The organism is Pseudomonas sp. 25 R 14 (assembly GCF_900004755.1).
Taxonomy (GTDB): domain Bacteria; phylum Pseudomonadota; class Gammaproteobacteria; order Pseudomonadales; family Pseudomonadaceae; genus Aquipseudomonas; species Aquipseudomonas brenneri.
The window spans coordinates 223,939-240,243 of record NZ_CVTS01000065.1; the positions used below are offsets into that span (position 1 = coordinate 223,939).

The following is a 16,305-nucleotide window of genomic DNA, read 5'->3' on the forward strand; positions in this document are numbered from 1 at the left end:
TCAACGGTAGACGGTCAGCGCCATGGCGCCGAACAGGCAAACAAATAGGCTCAGGCGCAGCAACGCCGGGTGCCAGAAAAAACGGTACAGGTCATAACCCGCCAGGAAACGGTCCAGGGCCCAAGCCAGCCCCGCGGCAATGAAAAACATCAGGGTCATGGTTGGCATGTAGATGCCGTGGAACGCGATTTCACGAGGCATGGGCGACTCCGGAAGGCTTCAGGGCAGCCAGGGGCGATTGCGGGTCCAGCAGGGACGTGCGGATAAAGTGCAGGTAGCTTTTCACCCGGCGCAGGGCCGAGGTGTCGAAGTGCGGGGCGAAGGGTTCGTCAGTGGCTTGCACGCGGCTGATCGCGTGATCCACCGCGATCAAGGCGCGCTCAAGATTGCTCTGGCCGGGTTGCAGGAACAGCCGTACCAGCGAGCGCCCCATCACCCGGATGGCCTGGCGCCAGGGCTGGGATTCGGCATACGCCGGATGCACCGGCAGGATCGCCTGTTCCTTGCGCAACTCAATGATCGCGTGGCCGACCTCCAGCACCACGAACATCCAGCGCAACAGGTTGCGCTGCACCTGCGGTTGCCCGGCGGCCAGGCCATAGGCCTGGTGCAGCAGGTCGCGGGTGCGGCTTTCGAAACTTGACGCCAGGCCCTTGAGCTTGCCGCTGATCGCGTACACCACTTGCTCGCGCAGGTCGCGCTCCAAGCGGCGCCACAGCCAGGGGCTGTTGGGCGGCAGGATGATCGCGCCCGCCGCCGCACACACCAACATGCCGAGGATCATCGCGATGTAATCGTTGATAAAGGTGTAGGGGTTGTAGATCGTCAGGTTATCCGGCACGGAACCGGTGCTGAAAAAAATCAACAGGCCCAGGCCGACCCCGGCGTATTGCGGCCGCGACGACAGGAACGCACCCAGCACGATCACTGGGGCGAGCATCACGCAGAGCAAGGGAAAACCATCGATCCAGGGGAACACGAAGAACATTTCGACAAACCCCACCACCGCGCCGATCAAGGTGCCGCAGGCCATCTGAAAGGCCATGCGCTTGGGGTTCGGCGTAGCGGCCGACAGACCCACGGTGGCCGCCGCGATCAGGGTCATGGTGGCGCCGCTGGGCCAGGCGGTGGCCACCCAGTAACTGCCGAGGACGATCAGAATGAATGACGCGCGAATCCCCGAGGCGGCGCAGGCCAGCCAGTTGGTTTTTGGCGTGTAGGCTTCGTCCCAGTGCTCGCGCTCGTGGCTGTGTTCGGCCAGGGAGGCGTGGGTCTGCGCATAGTTGTGCAAGTCATCGACAAAGCGGTACAGCAACTCGTAGGCGGTATGGAAATCCAGTTGTTCGGCCTCGCTCGGCCCGCTCTTCTGAAACAGCGCCCGCAGGCTGCGCACCTTGGCGGGCAGGCCCTCTTTATAAGCCGTGAGTTGGCTCACCAGGCGTGCCGCATCGGGGCTGGTCAAGGCACGTCCGCTGAAGCCATCGAGCAGTTCGGCAAGGTCCTGCAAACCGGGTTTGATGGCCGCTACCACATGGTCGGCAGCATCGCTGCGCAGGCGTTCGAGCAACTGGTGCAGGGCATTGAAGCGCGTGGTGATGCCCATGAACTCGCTGTTCAAACGACTCAGGCGGCCGTTGCGCCGGCGCATGTGCGGGTCCTCGAACACGGTGACGCTGCGCAGCCCTTCCAGGCCCACGGCTTCGGCGATAAAGCGCACATTGCTGCTTTCAAAACCCTCGCGCTGGCTGCGGCCACGCAGGCCATCGGTGACGAACAGGGCGAAGGTGCCGAAGCGCTGGTACAAGGCGTTGCGCATGGCCGCGCTGCTGGTTTGCGGAAGGATTGCGGCACTGACCAGGGTCGCGCAGAGAATCCCCAGGGAGATTTCCAGCACCCGCCATACCGCCGCCATAAATGCGCCGTCCGGGTGGGCCAGCGCAGGCAAACCCACCATTGCCGCCGTGTAACCGGCCAGCACAAATCCGTAGGCGCGAAAGTTACGGTTGCGCGTCGCACCCGCCGTGCACAGGCCAACCCAGATCGCCAGCGAGCCAAGGAACAGCTCAGTGTTTTGCGCAAACAAGGCGATCAACAACACCATCACCGCAGAGCCTGCGAGGGTGCCGAGGAAACGATAGAAACTCTTGGCGAACACCTGGCCGCTTTGCGGCTGCATCACGATAAACACGGTAATCATCGCGGTGCGCGGTTGTGGCAGCTCCAGGCGCATCGCCAGCCACAGGGTGAGAAACGCGGCGATCAGTACTTTGAAGATATACACCCAGGTCACGCCATCACTGCGTGCCCAGTCGAAAAAGCCACGGCGCCATTCCAGGGAATGCAGCCAACGCAGCGGTGCAGGCAAGGGAGTCATGGGAAACCTGATCAGTGATCGAACACGGCCAGTGCCGCCGGGGTCTTGCTCGGGAGGGTCGTGTCCGGGGCCGGGGCATCGCTGCCCGCGCCAAGGCCACCGCCCAGGGCGGTAACCAGCTCGGCATGGGCGCTCAGGCGCGCAGCCTGGACCTGTTGCTCGACCTGTTGCTGACGAAACAGCAACGTCTGGGCGTTGAGAACATTGAGGTAATCGGTCAGGCCGCGCTGGTAGGCGATCATCGCGATGTCATAGGTTTTCTGCGCCGAGGCCACCGATTCGGCGGCGAATATTTGCTGCTTGGCCATGGATTCGCGGCGGATCAGTTGGTCGCTGATGCCCTTGAGCGCATTGACCAGGGTCTGGTTGTAGCGAGCCACGGCAATGTCGTAGCCGGCGCTGGCCTCGCCCAATTGCGCGCGCAGGCGGCCGCCGTCGAAGATCGGCAAGGTGATCGCCGGGCCGACGCTGTAGTTGAGCTTCTTGCCGGTAAGGAACTCCAGCATGCCGCCGCCGGTGGCGACGTAGCCGAGGCTGCCCACCAGGTCAACATTGGGGTAGAAGCCGGCGTGAGCCACGTCGATCCCCCGGGCCTGGGCCGCCACTTGCCAGCGGCTGGCGACCACATCGGGACGCTGGCCAAGCAATTGCGCGGGGAGTGCCGACGGCAGTTTCAGCGGTTCACCGAGGGCCAGGGTCGGCCGCCGCAGTTTCGCACCCTCCCCCGGGCCCTTGCCGGCCAAAGCCGCCAGTTGGTTGCGGGTCAGGGCGATTTCTTCGTCGAGGGCGTCCAGTTGCCGGTGGGTTTCGGGCAATGGGGACTGGGCCTGGCTGACTTCAAAATGTGTGCCGATACCGCCATCCAGGCGCTTTTGCGCCAGGTCGAGGATCTGCTGTTGCTGGGCCAGGGTGGCGGCGACGATATCGCGCTGGGCGTAATGCAGCGACAGTTGGATATACGCGCGCACCACGTTGTTCTGCAATTCCAGCTGGGCCTGGCGCGCTTGGGCGACACTCATATGAGCCAGGTCCACCGCGCGTTCAGTGGCGTTGCGTTCGCGGCCCCACAGGTCGAGGGCGTAACTCAGGCCCAAGGCGGCGTTGTTGTCCCAGGTGGTGGAGTTGTCCAGTTTGCCGGGGCCGTAGAACTGATCGCTCGGCCAGTTGTGGCGCTTGAGCGTGGCATCCCCGTTGATCTGCACGGCCTCGGCGGACTCGGCCAGCCCGGCCATGGCCCGCGCTTCACGCACCCGCGCGGCGGCTTCGGCCATGCTCGGGCTGCCTTGTACGGCGAGGTCGATCCAGGCATTGAGTTGCGGATCGCCATAAACCTGCCACCACCGGGTGGTCGGCCAGTGGGCATCCCGGGCGGCGCTCTGGATCGCGTCGTCGGTGGCCAGGGTATTGGCGGCGAGGCTCTTGCCTTGGGGGGCAACTCCTCCGGTTCCGATGCAGCCGCTGATTGCTAACGATAAAGCCCAAACACTGAGAGTCTTCAGCTCTCTGCTGATGCGACGCGGCACTGCTGCGAATTCCTGAGGTGGTGTTGCGGGGACGGTGCGGCAATTCTAGGGGGCGCAAGGAATGGCGATAAGGTGGGATTCCTGTGAATCTTTGTTACCGTTAAGGCGATAATCCATTGGTCGGGCTCACTCGCCCCCGTAACTTCGTGTCACAATTTGCCATCTCCCTTGAGAGCACCCCATGGACACTTTGCAAAACATGCGCGCCTTCAGTTGTGTCGCCGAAGCCGGCAGCTTCACCGCCGCCGCCGTGCAACTGGACACCACCACGGCCAACGTCTCGCGCGCGGTCTCCAATCTGGAGGCCCACCTGCAAACCCGTTTGCTCAACCGCACCACCCGCCGCATCGCCCTGACCGAGGCGGGCAAACGCTATTTATTACGCTGTGAGCAAATCCTGGCCTATGTCGAGGAAGCCGAGGCCGAGGCCAGCGACGCCCATGCACGGCCTGCCGGGCAGCTCAAAGTGCACACCATGACCGGCATCGGCCAGCATTTCGTGATCGACGCGATTGCCCGCTATCGCCGCACCCACCCCGATGTGACCTTCGACCTGACCCTGGCCAACCGCGTGCCAGACCTGCTGGACGAGGGCTACGACGTGTCCATCGTGCTCGCCAGCGAGCTGCCGGACTCAGGGTTTGTCTCCCAGCGCCTGGGGATCACCTACAGCATCGTCTGTGCCTCGCCAGCCTACGTCAAAGCTAACGGCTGCGCGCAGCGCCCCAGTGATCTGCTCAACCATGCCTGCCTGCGCCTGGTCAGCCCGGTGATCCAGTTGGACAAATGGGTGTTCAACGGCCCGGATGGCCAGGAAAGCGTGAGCATCAACAGCTCGCCATTCCTGGTGAATTCCGCCGACGCGATGAAGACCGCGATCATCAGCGGCATGGGTGTCGGCCTGCTGCCGGTGTACGCGGCCATCGAAGGCCTGCGCAATGGCACCCTGGTGCGGATGATGCCGACTTACCGCTCCCAGGAACTGAACCTGTACGCCATCTACCCGTCGCGCCAGTACCTGGATGCGAAGATCAAGACCTGGGTCGAATACCTGCGTGGCTCGCTGCCGGAGATCCTGGCGGCGCACCAGGCGGAGTTGGTGGCGTATGAGTTGAGTGGGAGTTTGGGTAGCGTGCGCCTTACGACCTGATTTGGAACACGGCCTCCCAGGTGTCCTGACAAGTGTGTGCAGGAATGTTAGCTTGCTTGGCATTCCTCCCTGTCGATGAGCCCCACTTGCGATGAAAAAGACTGTCCTCGCCTTCAGCCGTGTCACCCCCGAGATGATCGAACGCCTGCAACAGGACTTTGACGTCATCGCGCCCAACCCCAAGCTCGGTGATATCAACGCGCAATTCAATGAAGCCCTGCCCCACGCCCACGGCCTGATCGGCGTGGGCCGCAAGCTGGGCCGTGCGCAACTCGAAGGTGCGGGCAAGCTGGAGGTGGTGTCCAGCGTCTCGGTGGGCTACGACAACTACGATGTGGACTACTTCAACGAACGCGGGATCATGCTCACCAATACCCCCGATGTGCTGACCGAAAGCACCGCCGACCTGGCCTTCGCCCTGCTGATGAGCAGCGCCCGTCGCGTGGCCGAGCTGGACGCCTGGACCAAGGCCGGGCAGTGGAAAGCCAGTGTCGGCGCGCCGTTGTTTGGCTGTGATGTACACGGCAAGACCCTGGGCATCGTCGGCATGGGCAATATCGGCGCCGCCATCGCCCGCCGTGGGCGCCTGGGCTTCAATATGCCGATTCTCTACAGCGGCAACAGCCGCAAGAGCGCGCTGGAACAGGAACTGGGCGCGCAGTTTCGTAGCCTGGACCAGTTGCTGGCCGAGGCGGATTTCGTGTGCCTGGTGGTGCCGCTCAGCGAGAAAACCCGTCATTTGATCAGCACTCGCGAACTGGGGCTGATGAAGTCCAGTGCAATCCTGGTGAACATCTCCCGGGGTCCGGTAGTGGACGAGCCCGCGCTGGTCGAGGCCCTGCAAAACCACACCATTCGCGGCGCTGGGCTGGATGTGTATGAGAAGGAGCCGCTGGCCGAGTCGCCGCTGTTCCAACTGAGCAATGCGGTGACCTTGCCGCATATCGGTTCGGCCACCCATGAAACCCGCGAAGCCATGGCCAACCGCGCCCTGGACAACCTGCGCAGCGCATTGTTGGGCCAGCGCCCGCAGGATCTGGTGAACCCGCAGGTGTGGAAAGGCTAAGACACAACACAACCCACTGTAGGAGCGAGCGTGCTCGCGAAAAACATTAACGATAACGCGTCTATCCTGAATAAACGCGGCGTCCTCGGGTTTTTCGCGAGCACGCTCGCTCCTACAGTTTTTTGTGCCTGCGTCGATAACCTCCCATAGAAGATTGTTATCCCTGATCCACAGAAGGTTTTTATGTCCACCACCAAAGCCCGCGCAGATTCACTCTCGCTTCTGCTCTTTACCTTGCGCAGCGGCAAGCTGATGGCCATCAACCTGCTGAAAGTCAGCGAAATCATTCCCTGCCCGCCGCTGACCAAGCTGCCGGAGTCCCACCCCCACGTCAAAGGCATCGCCACCCTGCGTGGCGCGGCCTTGTCGGTGATCGACCTCAGCCGCGCGCTGGGCGAAATGCCCCTGCAAGACCCCGACGGCGGCTGCCTGATCGTCACCGATGTCAGCCGTTCCAAGCAGGGCCTGCATGTGCAGGCCGTGAGCCGGATCGTGCATTGCCTGACCACCGATATCCGCCCGCCGCCCTTTGGCTCCGGCGGCACGCGCTCGTTTATCACCGGCGTGACCCAGGTTGATGGGGTGCTGGTACAGGTCCTGGACATCGAAAAAGTCATCCATGCCATCGCCCCCGCCCAGATCGAAGTGGCCCCCACCGACCTGACCATGGAAGAGGCCGAAGTGCTCGGCCATGCACGCATCCTGGTGGTGGACGACAGCCAGGTCGCCCTGCAGCAATCGGTACACACCCTGCGCAACCTCGGCCTGACCTGCCACACCGCACGCAGCGCCAAGGAAGCCATCGACGTGCTGCTGGAGCTGCAAGGCACTGCCGGGCAGATCAATGTGGTGGTGTCTGACATCGAGATGTCGGAAATGGACGGTTATGCCCTCACCCGCACCCTGCGCGAAACCCCGGACTTCCAGGACCTTTACGTGCTGTTGCACACCTCTCTGGACAGCGCGATGAACAGCGAAAAAGCGCGCCTGGCCGGTGCCGACGCGGTATTGACCAAGTTCTCGTCGCCCGAACTGACCAAATGCCTGGTTGTCGCGGCCCAGACCGTGGCGCAGAAAGGCCTGTAGACGGTGACAGAGTATTACCAACTGCTACGCCGCGACCTCACTGGCAGCCTGCCCGCACCACAGTGGCCGGCCGACACCCGCCTGGATCATTACCGCGAAGAGCTGGCCCCGGCGATTCATGCGGTATTGCGCATGACCCAGGAACAGGGCGGTGGCCGCGTCGCCAACCTGGACACCTGGCAGCAGCAGTTCGTCACCGACGCAGAATTCGACCCCACGCTGTGCCTGGTGGCCAGTAACGGTGATGGCATTCTCGGCGTCGCACAGTGCTGGACCAGTGCCTTTATCAAGCACCTCTGCATACACCCCTGCGCCCAGGGCCAGGGCCTGGGGCGCGCCTTGTTGCTGCATAGCTTCCAGGTGTTCAAGCAGCGTGGCGAACCCTATGTGGACCTCAAGGTACGCGAGAGCAATCTGCGCGCACGTCAGTTGTATGAGAGTGCGGGCATGGTCTTTGTCCTGCGCGACGTGGTGCCGCAAGACTGACAGGCACTGGCGCATAACTTGCTTCCAGAGTCTCTGAACGGCGGATAGAGGTAAAAACCCGTCACCGTTCTAGAGAGCCCTCTGACCTGGCCTGGTAGCAGATCCTCCATGAATACTCAGTTTTCCTGCGTAGGTTGCGGCAAATGCTGCACCGATCACCATGTACCCCTGACCCTCGACGAAGCCCGCATGTGGGCGGCAGACGGTGGCAATGTCATCGTTCTGGTGGAAGGCTTCCTGGGCAACGGCCTGGGCCTGCCACTGCAGCAACGCGAGCATGCCGAACGGCGTTCGGTGGTGGTGCCCAGCGGCACAACCCAAGCGTTTGTAGCAATCACCTTTGCCGCCTACAACGCCGGGCCCTGTCGGAATCTTGACGCAGACAACCGCTGCGGGATCTATGAGCGTCGCCCGCTGGTCTGTCGCATCTACCCGATGGAGATCAACCCGCATATCCCGCTGAACCCGGCCGCCAAGGATTGCCCACCGCACGCCTGGGAACAGGGCCCGGCGCTGATCGTCGGCGGCGAACTGATGGACCTGGAACTGGCAGAGTTGATCCGCCGTTCCCGCCAGGCCGACCGTGACGATGTGCAGACCAAGGAAGCGGTGTGCGCCCTGTTGGGGATTCGCACCACCGCGCTCAAGGGCGATGGCTTTACCGCGTACCTGCCGGACATGGGCGCCTTTGCCCAGGCCATTGAGTTGGCGGTGGAGCAACCCGCCGAGGCCCATGAATGGGCATTTCATGTCTCCGGAATGGACATTGCCGAACAGTTGCTGGACGCCGGGGCGCAGATAGCCACAGAAGTACCAGCCAACTATGCGTTTATCTCCCTGCGCGCAGCCTGACCTGACACGGGCAAACGCTAGCGGCGCTTGCCCCAGAACTCTTCTGCCAGCCGCCGCAGGTCTTGCGCCAGTGCCGCCACGTCGCCCGAACTGAGCTGGCTTTGCTGGCCGGCACTGACAGTGGCCTCGCCAGCATTGCGGATGCTGACGATATTGCGATTGATGTCCTCGCTCACCGCGCTCTGCTCTTCCACCGCCGTCGCGATCTGCACACTCATCGCGGTGATCTGGTTGACCCGCTGACTGATGCCGTCCAGGGCCGATGCGGCACGCTGGGCATGCTCGACACTGACGTCGACATGTTGGCTGCTTTGCTCCATGGCCATCACCGCATCCCGGGCGCCACCCTGTAGGGTGCTGATCATGCGCTGGATTTCATTGGTCGATTGCTGGGTACGTTGGGCCAGGCCGCGCACTTCGTCGGCCACCACCGCAAAGCCACGGCCCTGTTCGCCCGCCCGCGCGGCTTCGATGGCCGCGTTGAGCGCCAGCAGGTTGGTCTGCTCGGCAATCGCCCGGATCACTTCCAGCACACTGGAAATATCACCGCTGTGGTTTTCCAACTGATGGATCACGGTGGTGGCCCTGGCCAGCTCCTGAGACAGGCGCAGCACCGCATCGCGGCTTTCGTCCACCCGCTGATGACCTTCGCGGGTCTCGCTACCGGCCTGGTCTGCGGCCTTCGAGGCCTGCTGGGCATGGTGGGCGACTTGCGCCACACTGGCCGCCATCTGCTGGATGGCGGTTGCCACCTGATCGGTCTGGCTCTGCTGGCCAAGGGTGCTGGTGTGACTGCTATCCAGTTGTTCGACCAATGCGGCGGCGTGCCCGGATAAACGCTGCGACGCATCGCCAATCCGGCCGACCACCGCGCCTACCTGGGCCTCAAGCATCTGCATGGCAAATTCGATTTGCCCCAGCTCATCCGCGCGCCCGGTGTAGATCGCCTGGCTGACGGGGTTGTCGGCAATCTGCCGCGCCCGCTCACTCAATTGCTTCAGGGGACGCAACAACAGATTGATGCCCAATACCCCCGCCGCGCCCACTGCCGCCAGGCCCAGCACTTGCAACGCCCATGAATAACTCGCCAACCCAGCCCCCACGCCCCAGGTCAGGACGCACGTTGCGCCGGTGACCAGCGACAACTTCAAGGGCATCTCCAGTATTGGCCGCCAGCGCCGAGTCCCTGCACGCAGGCGCGCATAAGCGCGCTCCGCCGCCATCACTCGCCGCGCATCAGGCTTGGTGCGTACCGACTGATATTCCACCGCCACGCCGTCGCGCGTGACCGGCGAGGCATAGGCACTGACCCAATAATGATCACCGTTCTTGCAGCGATTCTTCACCATGCCCATCCACGAGCGACCGCTCTTGAGGGCCTGCCACATATGGGCAAAGGCCGCCGACGGCATGTCCGGATGGCGCAGCAGATTATGTGGCGCGCTCAACAATTCCTCGCGGCTGTAGCCACTGACGTCGATGAAGTCCTGGTTGGCGTAGGTAATCGAACTGCCGAGGTCAGTGGTCGAGAGGATATTGGCGTCTTGGGCAATGTCCACACTTCGCCCCGTGACCGGGAGATTGATCTTCATGGAAAGCGCGCTCGGGGGGTTATTGAGGGAGTCGGCAAGGGGCACCGACTCTAAGCGCACCGCTTGAGCAAATACTGATCCAGCTCATGTTCCACGCATTTAGTTGCCCGGTGTGATCACCACCGCCCCGTGATGGTCCTCGGTCTGGGCCACACACTCGATCGCCACCCGTGCGCCGCGCGGCAGCCTGCGTACGGCCAGTACGCTGCGGGCGGGCAAGCGGCTACTGGCGAAGTAACCCAGGTACACCTGGTTGACCAGGGCCAGGTCATCCAGCTCGACCAGCATCAAGGTGCATTTGGCCACTCGGTCCAGCGACGACTGATGGCGCTCCAGCAGGTCGTGCAGGGTCTTCATCACCTGTGTCATCTGCGCGCCCGTGCCCCCTCTGACCAGATTGCGGTTCGCATCCACACCCAAAATAGTCGAGATATACAGCGTGCTGCCCACCCGCACAGCCTCGGAAAAGGGCAGCTCCACATCAGTGGGGTAGAACTGCGGCCCATTGGTGTCTTGCACGGTGGCGGCGTCGGGCTCTTGCTCCTGATAGTTCTGGAGAATGCGCCGATGCTCGCCGCTCTGCCTGAGCTGCTCCAGCGCCCGGTTAAGGTCACTGCGTAACTCTGGATCGGATTTGCGCACGCCGATGGCCACGGCGGTGCCCATCTGCTGCCCGGTGACTGGCGGGCCGACGAAGTCGAAAGATTGCCCCTGCTCAGTGTCGAGCAGTTCCTGGCGGATTTCTGCGGTGCCCTGCAGCGTCGCGTCGATATCACCGGCCACCAGGCTGCGGATCAACTGGTCGTTGAGCCAGAAGCTCTTGATGATCACACCGGCCGGTGCCCATTGTGCCTGGGCGAAGGCTTCACGATTGCTCCCGGTCAGCACGCCCACACGCTTGCCCTTGAGGGCGCGCACCGTGGGCATCAGCCCGGAATACCTACGTGCTACCAAGTGCGTGGTCAGGGGGTACAAATCGTCGGTAAAGTCGATCAAGTTGCGGCGCTGGGGCGTTGAAGCCATACCCATGATCGCATCGAAACGCCGGTTTTCGAGGGCCTCGATACTGCGGGTGAATACCTGGTCGACCCAGATGCAGCGGGCGTCGAGCTGGGCACACAAGGCATTGCCCAAGTCGATGTTCAGGCCGACCAACTGCCCTTGTGCATTACGGCTTTCATAGGGAGGAAACAGCGGGGAGATCGCGAAGCGGATCTCGCTGCGTGGCGCAGCACCGGCTGCTGCCCCAACAAAAAAGCCGCCTGACAACAGCCCAGCGGATAACACGAAGATCTTTGCCAAAGCCATGAAGACATCCCTTTCTTGAAAGACCAACGCCTTCAACCGGGGCTTCTGCCAGCCAGGTGGGGCGAAGGGGTATCGAGCAAGCTTTCAAGAAAGAGTCATGGACCGACAAGGCGAAAAGTCAGCAATGATTGTAGGCACAACTGCCGTTAGCGTTTACCCATCGAGCGGCGTGTGCCTGGCGGCGCCATACCAGGGGTCTTGGTGTGGCCGTTCTTGGCGCCGTTTTTGTACCACGGCTGATTACCGTCTTTCGCCCCGGCCAGTTCACCCGGTTTGAAAGGGAACTTAAAAGCAGGAATTACCGGCTTGGCTTCACTGTCGAGGCTGTCTGGGTTGGCGGGATCAGCCAATTCGGCGCTTTCAACAGGCGATTGTGTCGGGGAAGTCATGGAAGCTCCGGAACGTGCAAAAAATGACGCGGGCCCGCCTTGCAGGCCACACTGGCGCGCAGTATACCTGCGCGCCCTAGTTCTTTAACCACTGCTCGTACGAATGGTCGACCTTTGCTGACAGCGCTGTCAGTTAACGGTCACTTTGCTGACCGGGTTTGCAGGCTATAAAGAGCATCCAGCCTTCCAACTCTCTGTCCGGACGCCGCTCGCCCATGCACATTCAACGAAAAACCACCTTGATTGTGCTCGTCTGCGTGGCCCTGGCGACTGTGGCCTGGCTCTCGATCCGGCCAACCAAGACCAAGCTGTCCGCCTCCAGTGCGATTCCGGTGCGGGTGGTCAGTGTCGCGCAACAGGATATCCCGCGTTTTGTCAGCGGGATCGGCTCGGTGCTGTCGCTGCACAGTGTGGTGATTCGCCCCCAGGTCGATGGCATTCTCACCCAATTGCAGGTCAAGGAAGGGCAACTGGTCAAGGCCGGCGACCTGCTGGCGAGCATCGATGACCGGGCGATCCGCGCCAGCCTCGACCAGGCCAAGGCCCAGTTGGGCGAAAGCCAGGCGCAGTTGCAGGTGGCGCAGGTCAATCTCAAGCGTTACAAGGAGCTGAGCATCGACGACGGTGTGTCGAAGCAGACGTATGACCAGCAACAAGCCCTGGTCAACCAGCTCAAGGCCACGGCACAGGGCAACCAGGCGGCGATTGATGCGGCCCAGGTACAACTTTCCTACACGCAGATTCGCTCCCCCGTCAGCGGCCGGGTGGGGATTCGCAATGTGGATGAAGGCAACTTCCTGCGCACCAGCGATACCCAAGGCCTGTTCTCGGTGACGCAGATCGACCCGATCGCGGTGGAGTTCTCCCTGCCACAACAGATGTTGCCGACCCTGCAAGGCCTGATCGCCGCGCAGCACCCGGCCAGTGTCGATGCGTTCCTCGGCGCCGACACCGATAGCCCGGCGGCGGTCCTGCTTGGCGAAGGCCGCCTGAGCCTGATCGATAACCAGATCAGCGCTACCACCGGCACCATCCGCGCCAAGGCCGAATTCAGCAATGCCACGCAAACACTATGGCCAGGGCAACTGGTCACGGTGAAGATCCAGACCGCCCTCGACAAGGCGGCCCTGGTGGTGCCGCCGACCGTGGTCCAGCGCGGCATGGACTCGCACTTCGTGTACCGCCTCAATGGCGACAAGGTGGACGTGGTCCCCGTACACGTGACCTACCAGAACAGTGACCTGACGATTGTCACCGGGGTGCAGTCCGGCGATGTGCTGGTCAGCGACGGCCAGTCACGCCTCAAGGCCGGCGCCCAGGTGGAGGTGCTCAAGGAGCCGCCGCAAGTGATCCAGACGGCCCAAGCGCAGGCCCGGCCATGAAAGGCCATGGTTCGGTATCGGCCTGGTGCGTCGACCATCCGGTCGCCACCCTGCTGCTGACCTTTGCCCTGGTGCTGCTGGGCTTGATTGCCTTCCCGCGCCTGCCGGTCGCGCCGCTGCCAGAGGCGGAGTTCCCGACCATCCAGGTCACCGCCCAACTGCCCGGCGCCAGCCCCGACACCATGGCGTCCTCGGTGGCCACGCCCCTGGAAGTGCAATTCAGTGCCATCCCCGGCATGACCCAGATGACCTCCAGCAGCGCCCTGGGCTCCACGCTGCTGACCCTGCAATTTACCCTCGACAAGAGCATCGATACCGCCGCCCAGGAAGTGCAGGCGGCGATCAATACCGCGGCCGGCAAGTTGCCCAGCGACATGCCCAACCTGCCGACCTGGCGCAAGGTCAACCCGGCGGACAGCCCGGTGCTGATCCTCAGCATCAGTTCCAACAACATGCCTGGCACCGAACTGAGCGACTATGTGGAAACCCTCCTGGCCCGGCAGATCAGCCAGATCGACGGGGTGGGCCAGATCAGCATCACCGGCCAGCAGCGCCCGGCCATTCGCGTGCAAGCCTCGCCGGACAAGCTCGCCGCCATTGGCCTGACCCTGGCCGACATCCGCCTGGTGCTCCAGCAATCGAGCCTGAACCTGGCCAAGGGCGCGCTGTATGGGCGCGACAGCGTGTCGACGCTGTCGACCAACGACCAACTGTTTCATCCCGAGGAATATGGCGAGCTGATTGTTTCCTACAAAGACGGCGCGCCCGTGCAACTGCGCGATGTGGCGCGGGTGATCAATGGCTCGGAGAACGCCTACGTGCAGGCCTGGTCTGGCGACACGCCAGGGGTCAACCTGGTGATTTTCCGCCAGCCGGGGGCCAACATCGTCGACACCGTGGACCGCATCCAGGCCGAGCTGCCGCGCCTGCAGGCGATGCTGCCGGCGTCGGTGGATGTCAGCTCGTTGTCGGATCGCACCAAGACCATTCGCGCCTCGCTGCATGAAGTGGAAATCACCCTGTTGATCGCCGTGTTGCTGGTGGTGGCGGTGATGGCGCTGTTCCTGCGCCAGTGGTCGGCAACCCTGATTGTCTCCAGCGTGCTGGGGGTATCGCTGGTGGCCACTTTCGCCTTGATGTACGTGATGGGGTTCAGCCTGAATAACCTGACGCTGGTGGCCATCGTCATCGCCGTGGGCTTTGTGGTGGACGATGCGATTGTGGTGGTGGAGAACATCCATCGTCACCTTGAGGCGGGCCTGGACAAGCGCGAGGCAGCGATCAAGGGGGCCGGCGAAATCGGTTTTACCGTGGTGTCCATCAGCTTCTCGCTGGTGGCCGCGTTTATCCCACTGCTGTTCATGGGTGGCGTGGTCGGGCGCCTGTTCAAGGAGTTTGCCCTGACCGCGACCTCGACCATCCTGATTTCGGTGGTGGTGTCCCTGACCCTGGCGCCGATGCTGGCCGGGCAGTTCATGCGCGCGCCCACCCACCCTCCCCACGACAAGCCGGGCTTTGGCGAGCGCCTGCTGGCCAGCTATGCCCGGAACCTGCGACGGGCACTGGCCCATCCGCGCACGATGCTCGCTATCTTCACCGTGACCCTGGGCCTGGCCGTGGCCGGCTACGTGTTTATTCCCAAGGGGTTTTTCCCGGTACAAGACACCGGCTTTATCCTCGGCACCAGCGAGGCGGCCGCCGATGTGTCCTACCCCGATATGGTGGCCAAGCACCAGGCCCTGGCCGAGATCATCAAGGCCGACCCGGCGGTGGAAAATTTCTCACACTCGGTGGGCGTGACCGGCAGCAACCAGACCATTGCCAACGGCCGCTTCTGGATTGCCTTGAAGGATCGCGGCGATCGCGACGTGTCCGCCAGCCAGTTCATCGACCGGATTCGCGCCAAACTGGCCCAGGTACCGGGGATCGTGCTGTACCTGCGCGCCGGCCAGGACATCAACCTCAGCTCCGGGCCCAGCCGCAGCCAGTACCAATACGTGCTCAAGAGCAACGATGGCGCAACCCTGAATACCTGGACCCAGCGCCTGACCGAAAAACTGCGCGCCAACCCGGCCTTTCGCGATCTGTCCAACGACCTGCAACTGGGCGGCAGCATCACCCACATCAGCATCGACCGCCAGGCGGCCGCGCGGTTTGGGCTGACGGCCACCGATGTCGACCAGGCGCTGTACGACGCGTTCGGCCAGCGTCAGGTCAATGAGTTCCAGACCGAGACCAACCAGTACCAGGTGGTGCTGGAGCTGGACAGCCAACAACGGGGCAAGGCCGAGAGCCTGAATTATTTCTATCTGCGCTCGCCGCTCAGTGGCGAGATGGTGCCGCTTTCGGCGCTGGCCAAGGTTGATCCGCCAACCGTCGGACCGTTGTCCATCAGCCATGACGGTATGTTCCCGGCGGCCAACCTGTCGTTCAACCTGGCGCCGGGGGTGGCCCTGGGCGACGCGGTGATCATGCTCGACCAGGCGAAGAACGAGATCGGCATGCCGAGCACCATCATCGGCAACTTCCAGGGCGCGGCCCAGGCATTCCAGAGCTCGTTGGCCAGCCAGCCATGGCTGATCCTCGCGGCGCTGGTGGCGGTCTACATCATCCTTGGCGTGTTATACGAAAGCTTCGTGCATCCGCTGACGATCATCTCGACCCTGCCCTCCGCCGGCCTCGGCGCATTGATCATGCTGTGGCTGTTGGGCCAGGACTTTTCGATCATGGCCTTGATCGGCCTGGTGCTGTTGATCGGCATCGTCAAGAAAAACGGCATCCTGATGATCGACTTTGCCCTGGAAGCCCAGCGCGTACGTGGGCTGGCACCTGGCGATGCGATTTACGAAGCCTGTGTCACGCGTTTTAGGCCGATCATCATGACCACCCTCGCCGCCCTGCTGGGCGCCGTACCGCTGATGCTCGGCGCAGGCCCCGGCGCGGAGCTGCGCCAGCCACTGGGCATCGCGGTGGTCGGTGGGTTGCTGGTGAGCCAGGCGCTGACGCTGTTCACCACACCGGTCATATACTTGTACCTTGAGAAACTTTTCCACAGACCCAAACCGGCGCTCGGGCTGGCGACCACACATTGAGGCGG

General features: G+C 62.9%; 13 protein-coding genes. 7 read left to right on the top strand and 6 right to left on the bottom strand.

What is annotated here, in order from left to right; all coding sequences use genetic code 11:
- The 3 genes from BFQ03_RS24255 to BFQ03_RS24265 are packed head-to-tail and all read right to left on the bottom strand — an operon-like array spanning nucleotide 1 to nucleotide 3,897.
- A complete protein-coding gene (locus tag BFQ03_RS24255; protein ID WP_032860022.1) occupies nucleotides 1-201 on the bottom strand; it encodes a DUF1656 domain-containing protein in 201 nt (66 codons plus the stop codon).
- The gene (locus BFQ03_RS24260; RefSeq protein WP_032860023.1) at nucleotides 191-2,374 is read right to left on the bottom strand and encodes an FUSC family protein; all 2,184 of its coding nucleotides are present in this window, start codon (nucleotides 2,372-2,374) and stop codon (nucleotides 191-193) included. The genes BFQ03_RS24255 and BFQ03_RS24260 overlap by 11 nt, the downstream gene beginning before the upstream one ends.
- Nucleotides 2,375-2,385: 11 nt before the next feature.
- Nucleotides 2,386-3,897 (bottom strand): efflux transporter outer membrane subunit, encoded by a 1,512-nt coding sequence (locus BFQ03_RS24265; RefSeq protein ID WP_065944186.1) that lies wholly within the window; start codon nucleotides 3,895-3,897, stop codon nucleotides 2,386-2,388.
- A gap of 181 nt (nucleotides 3,898-4,078) precedes the next feature.
- Between BFQ03_RS24265 and BFQ03_RS24270 the strand changes: the two genes are divergently transcribed.
- The 5 genes from BFQ03_RS24270 (at nucleotide 4,079) to BFQ03_RS24290 (ending at nucleotide 8,537) form a co-directional block, all read left to right on the top strand.
- Nucleotides 4,079-5,047, top strand: a complete 969-nt coding sequence (locus BFQ03_RS24270) for a LysR family transcriptional regulator (protein WP_032860025.1) — start codon at nucleotides 4,079-4,081, stop codon at nucleotides 5,045-5,047.
- A 91-nt stretch (nucleotides 5,048-5,138) separates the two neighbouring features.
- On the top strand, nucleotides 5,139-6,113 hold the full coding sequence (locus BFQ03_RS24275; RefSeq protein ID WP_032860026.1) for a 2-hydroxyacid dehydrogenase: 975 nt from the start codon (nucleotides 5,139-5,141) through the stop codon (nucleotides 6,111-6,113).
- Between the two features lie 183 nt (nucleotides 6,114-6,296).
- Complete coding sequence (locus BFQ03_RS24280; RefSeq protein WP_032860027.1) at nucleotides 6,297-7,199, top strand: chemotaxis protein CheV; 903 nt, start codon at nucleotides 6,297-6,299, stop codon at nucleotides 7,197-7,199.
- 3 nt (nucleotides 7,200-7,202) lie between these two features.
- The gene (locus BFQ03_RS24285) at nucleotides 7,203-7,685 is read left to right on the top strand and encodes a GNAT family N-acetyltransferase (protein ID WP_032860028.1); all 483 of its coding nucleotides are present in this window, start codon (nucleotides 7,203-7,205) and stop codon (nucleotides 7,683-7,685) included.
- Between the two features lie 108 nt (nucleotides 7,686-7,793).
- Nucleotides 7,794-8,537 (top strand): YkgJ family cysteine cluster protein, encoded by a 744-nt coding sequence (locus tag BFQ03_RS24290; RefSeq protein WP_065944187.1) that lies wholly within the window; start codon nucleotides 7,794-7,796, stop codon nucleotides 8,535-8,537.
- 17 nt (nucleotides 8,538-8,554) lie between these two features.
- On the opposite strand, the gene BFQ03_RS24295 is transcribed toward BFQ03_RS24290, so the two are convergent.
- From BFQ03_RS24295 to BFQ03_RS24305, 3 genes are all read right to left on the bottom strand, one after another.
- Entirely contained in the window at nucleotides 8,555-10,129 is a 1,575-nt protein-coding gene (locus tag BFQ03_RS24295) for a methyl-accepting chemotaxis protein (protein ID WP_065944188.1), read from the bottom strand.
- 99 nt (nucleotides 10,130-10,228) lie between these two features.
- Nucleotides 10,229-11,437 carry a transporter substrate-binding domain-containing protein gene (locus BFQ03_RS24300; protein ID WP_065944189.1) on the bottom strand — a complete coding sequence of 403 codons (1,209 nt, stop codon included), beginning with the start codon at nucleotides 11,435-11,437 and terminating at the stop codon, nucleotides 10,229-10,231.
- Between the two features lie 146 nt (nucleotides 11,438-11,583).
- Nucleotides 11,584-11,826 carry a hypothetical protein gene (locus BFQ03_RS24305; protein ID WP_032860031.1) on the bottom strand — a complete coding sequence of 81 codons (243 nt, stop codon included), beginning with the start codon at nucleotides 11,824-11,826 and terminating at the stop codon, nucleotides 11,584-11,586.
- Nucleotides 11,827-12,041: 215 nt separating this feature from the next.
- Between BFQ03_RS24305 and BFQ03_RS24310 the strand changes: the two genes are divergently transcribed.
- Both BFQ03_RS24310 and BFQ03_RS24315 read left to right on the top strand, forming a co-directional pair.
- Entirely contained in the window at nucleotides 12,042-13,208 is a 1,167-nt protein-coding gene (locus tag BFQ03_RS24310) for an efflux RND transporter periplasmic adaptor subunit (RefSeq protein ID WP_065944190.1), read from the top strand.
- The gene (locus tag BFQ03_RS24315; RefSeq protein WP_032860033.1) at nucleotides 13,205-16,300 is read left to right on the top strand and encodes a multidrug efflux RND transporter permease subunit; all 3,096 of its coding nucleotides are present in this window, start codon (nucleotides 13,205-13,207) and stop codon (nucleotides 16,298-16,300) included. The genes BFQ03_RS24310 and BFQ03_RS24315 overlap by 4 nt, the downstream gene beginning before the upstream one ends.
- Nucleotides 16,301-16,305: the final 5 nt, after the last annotated feature.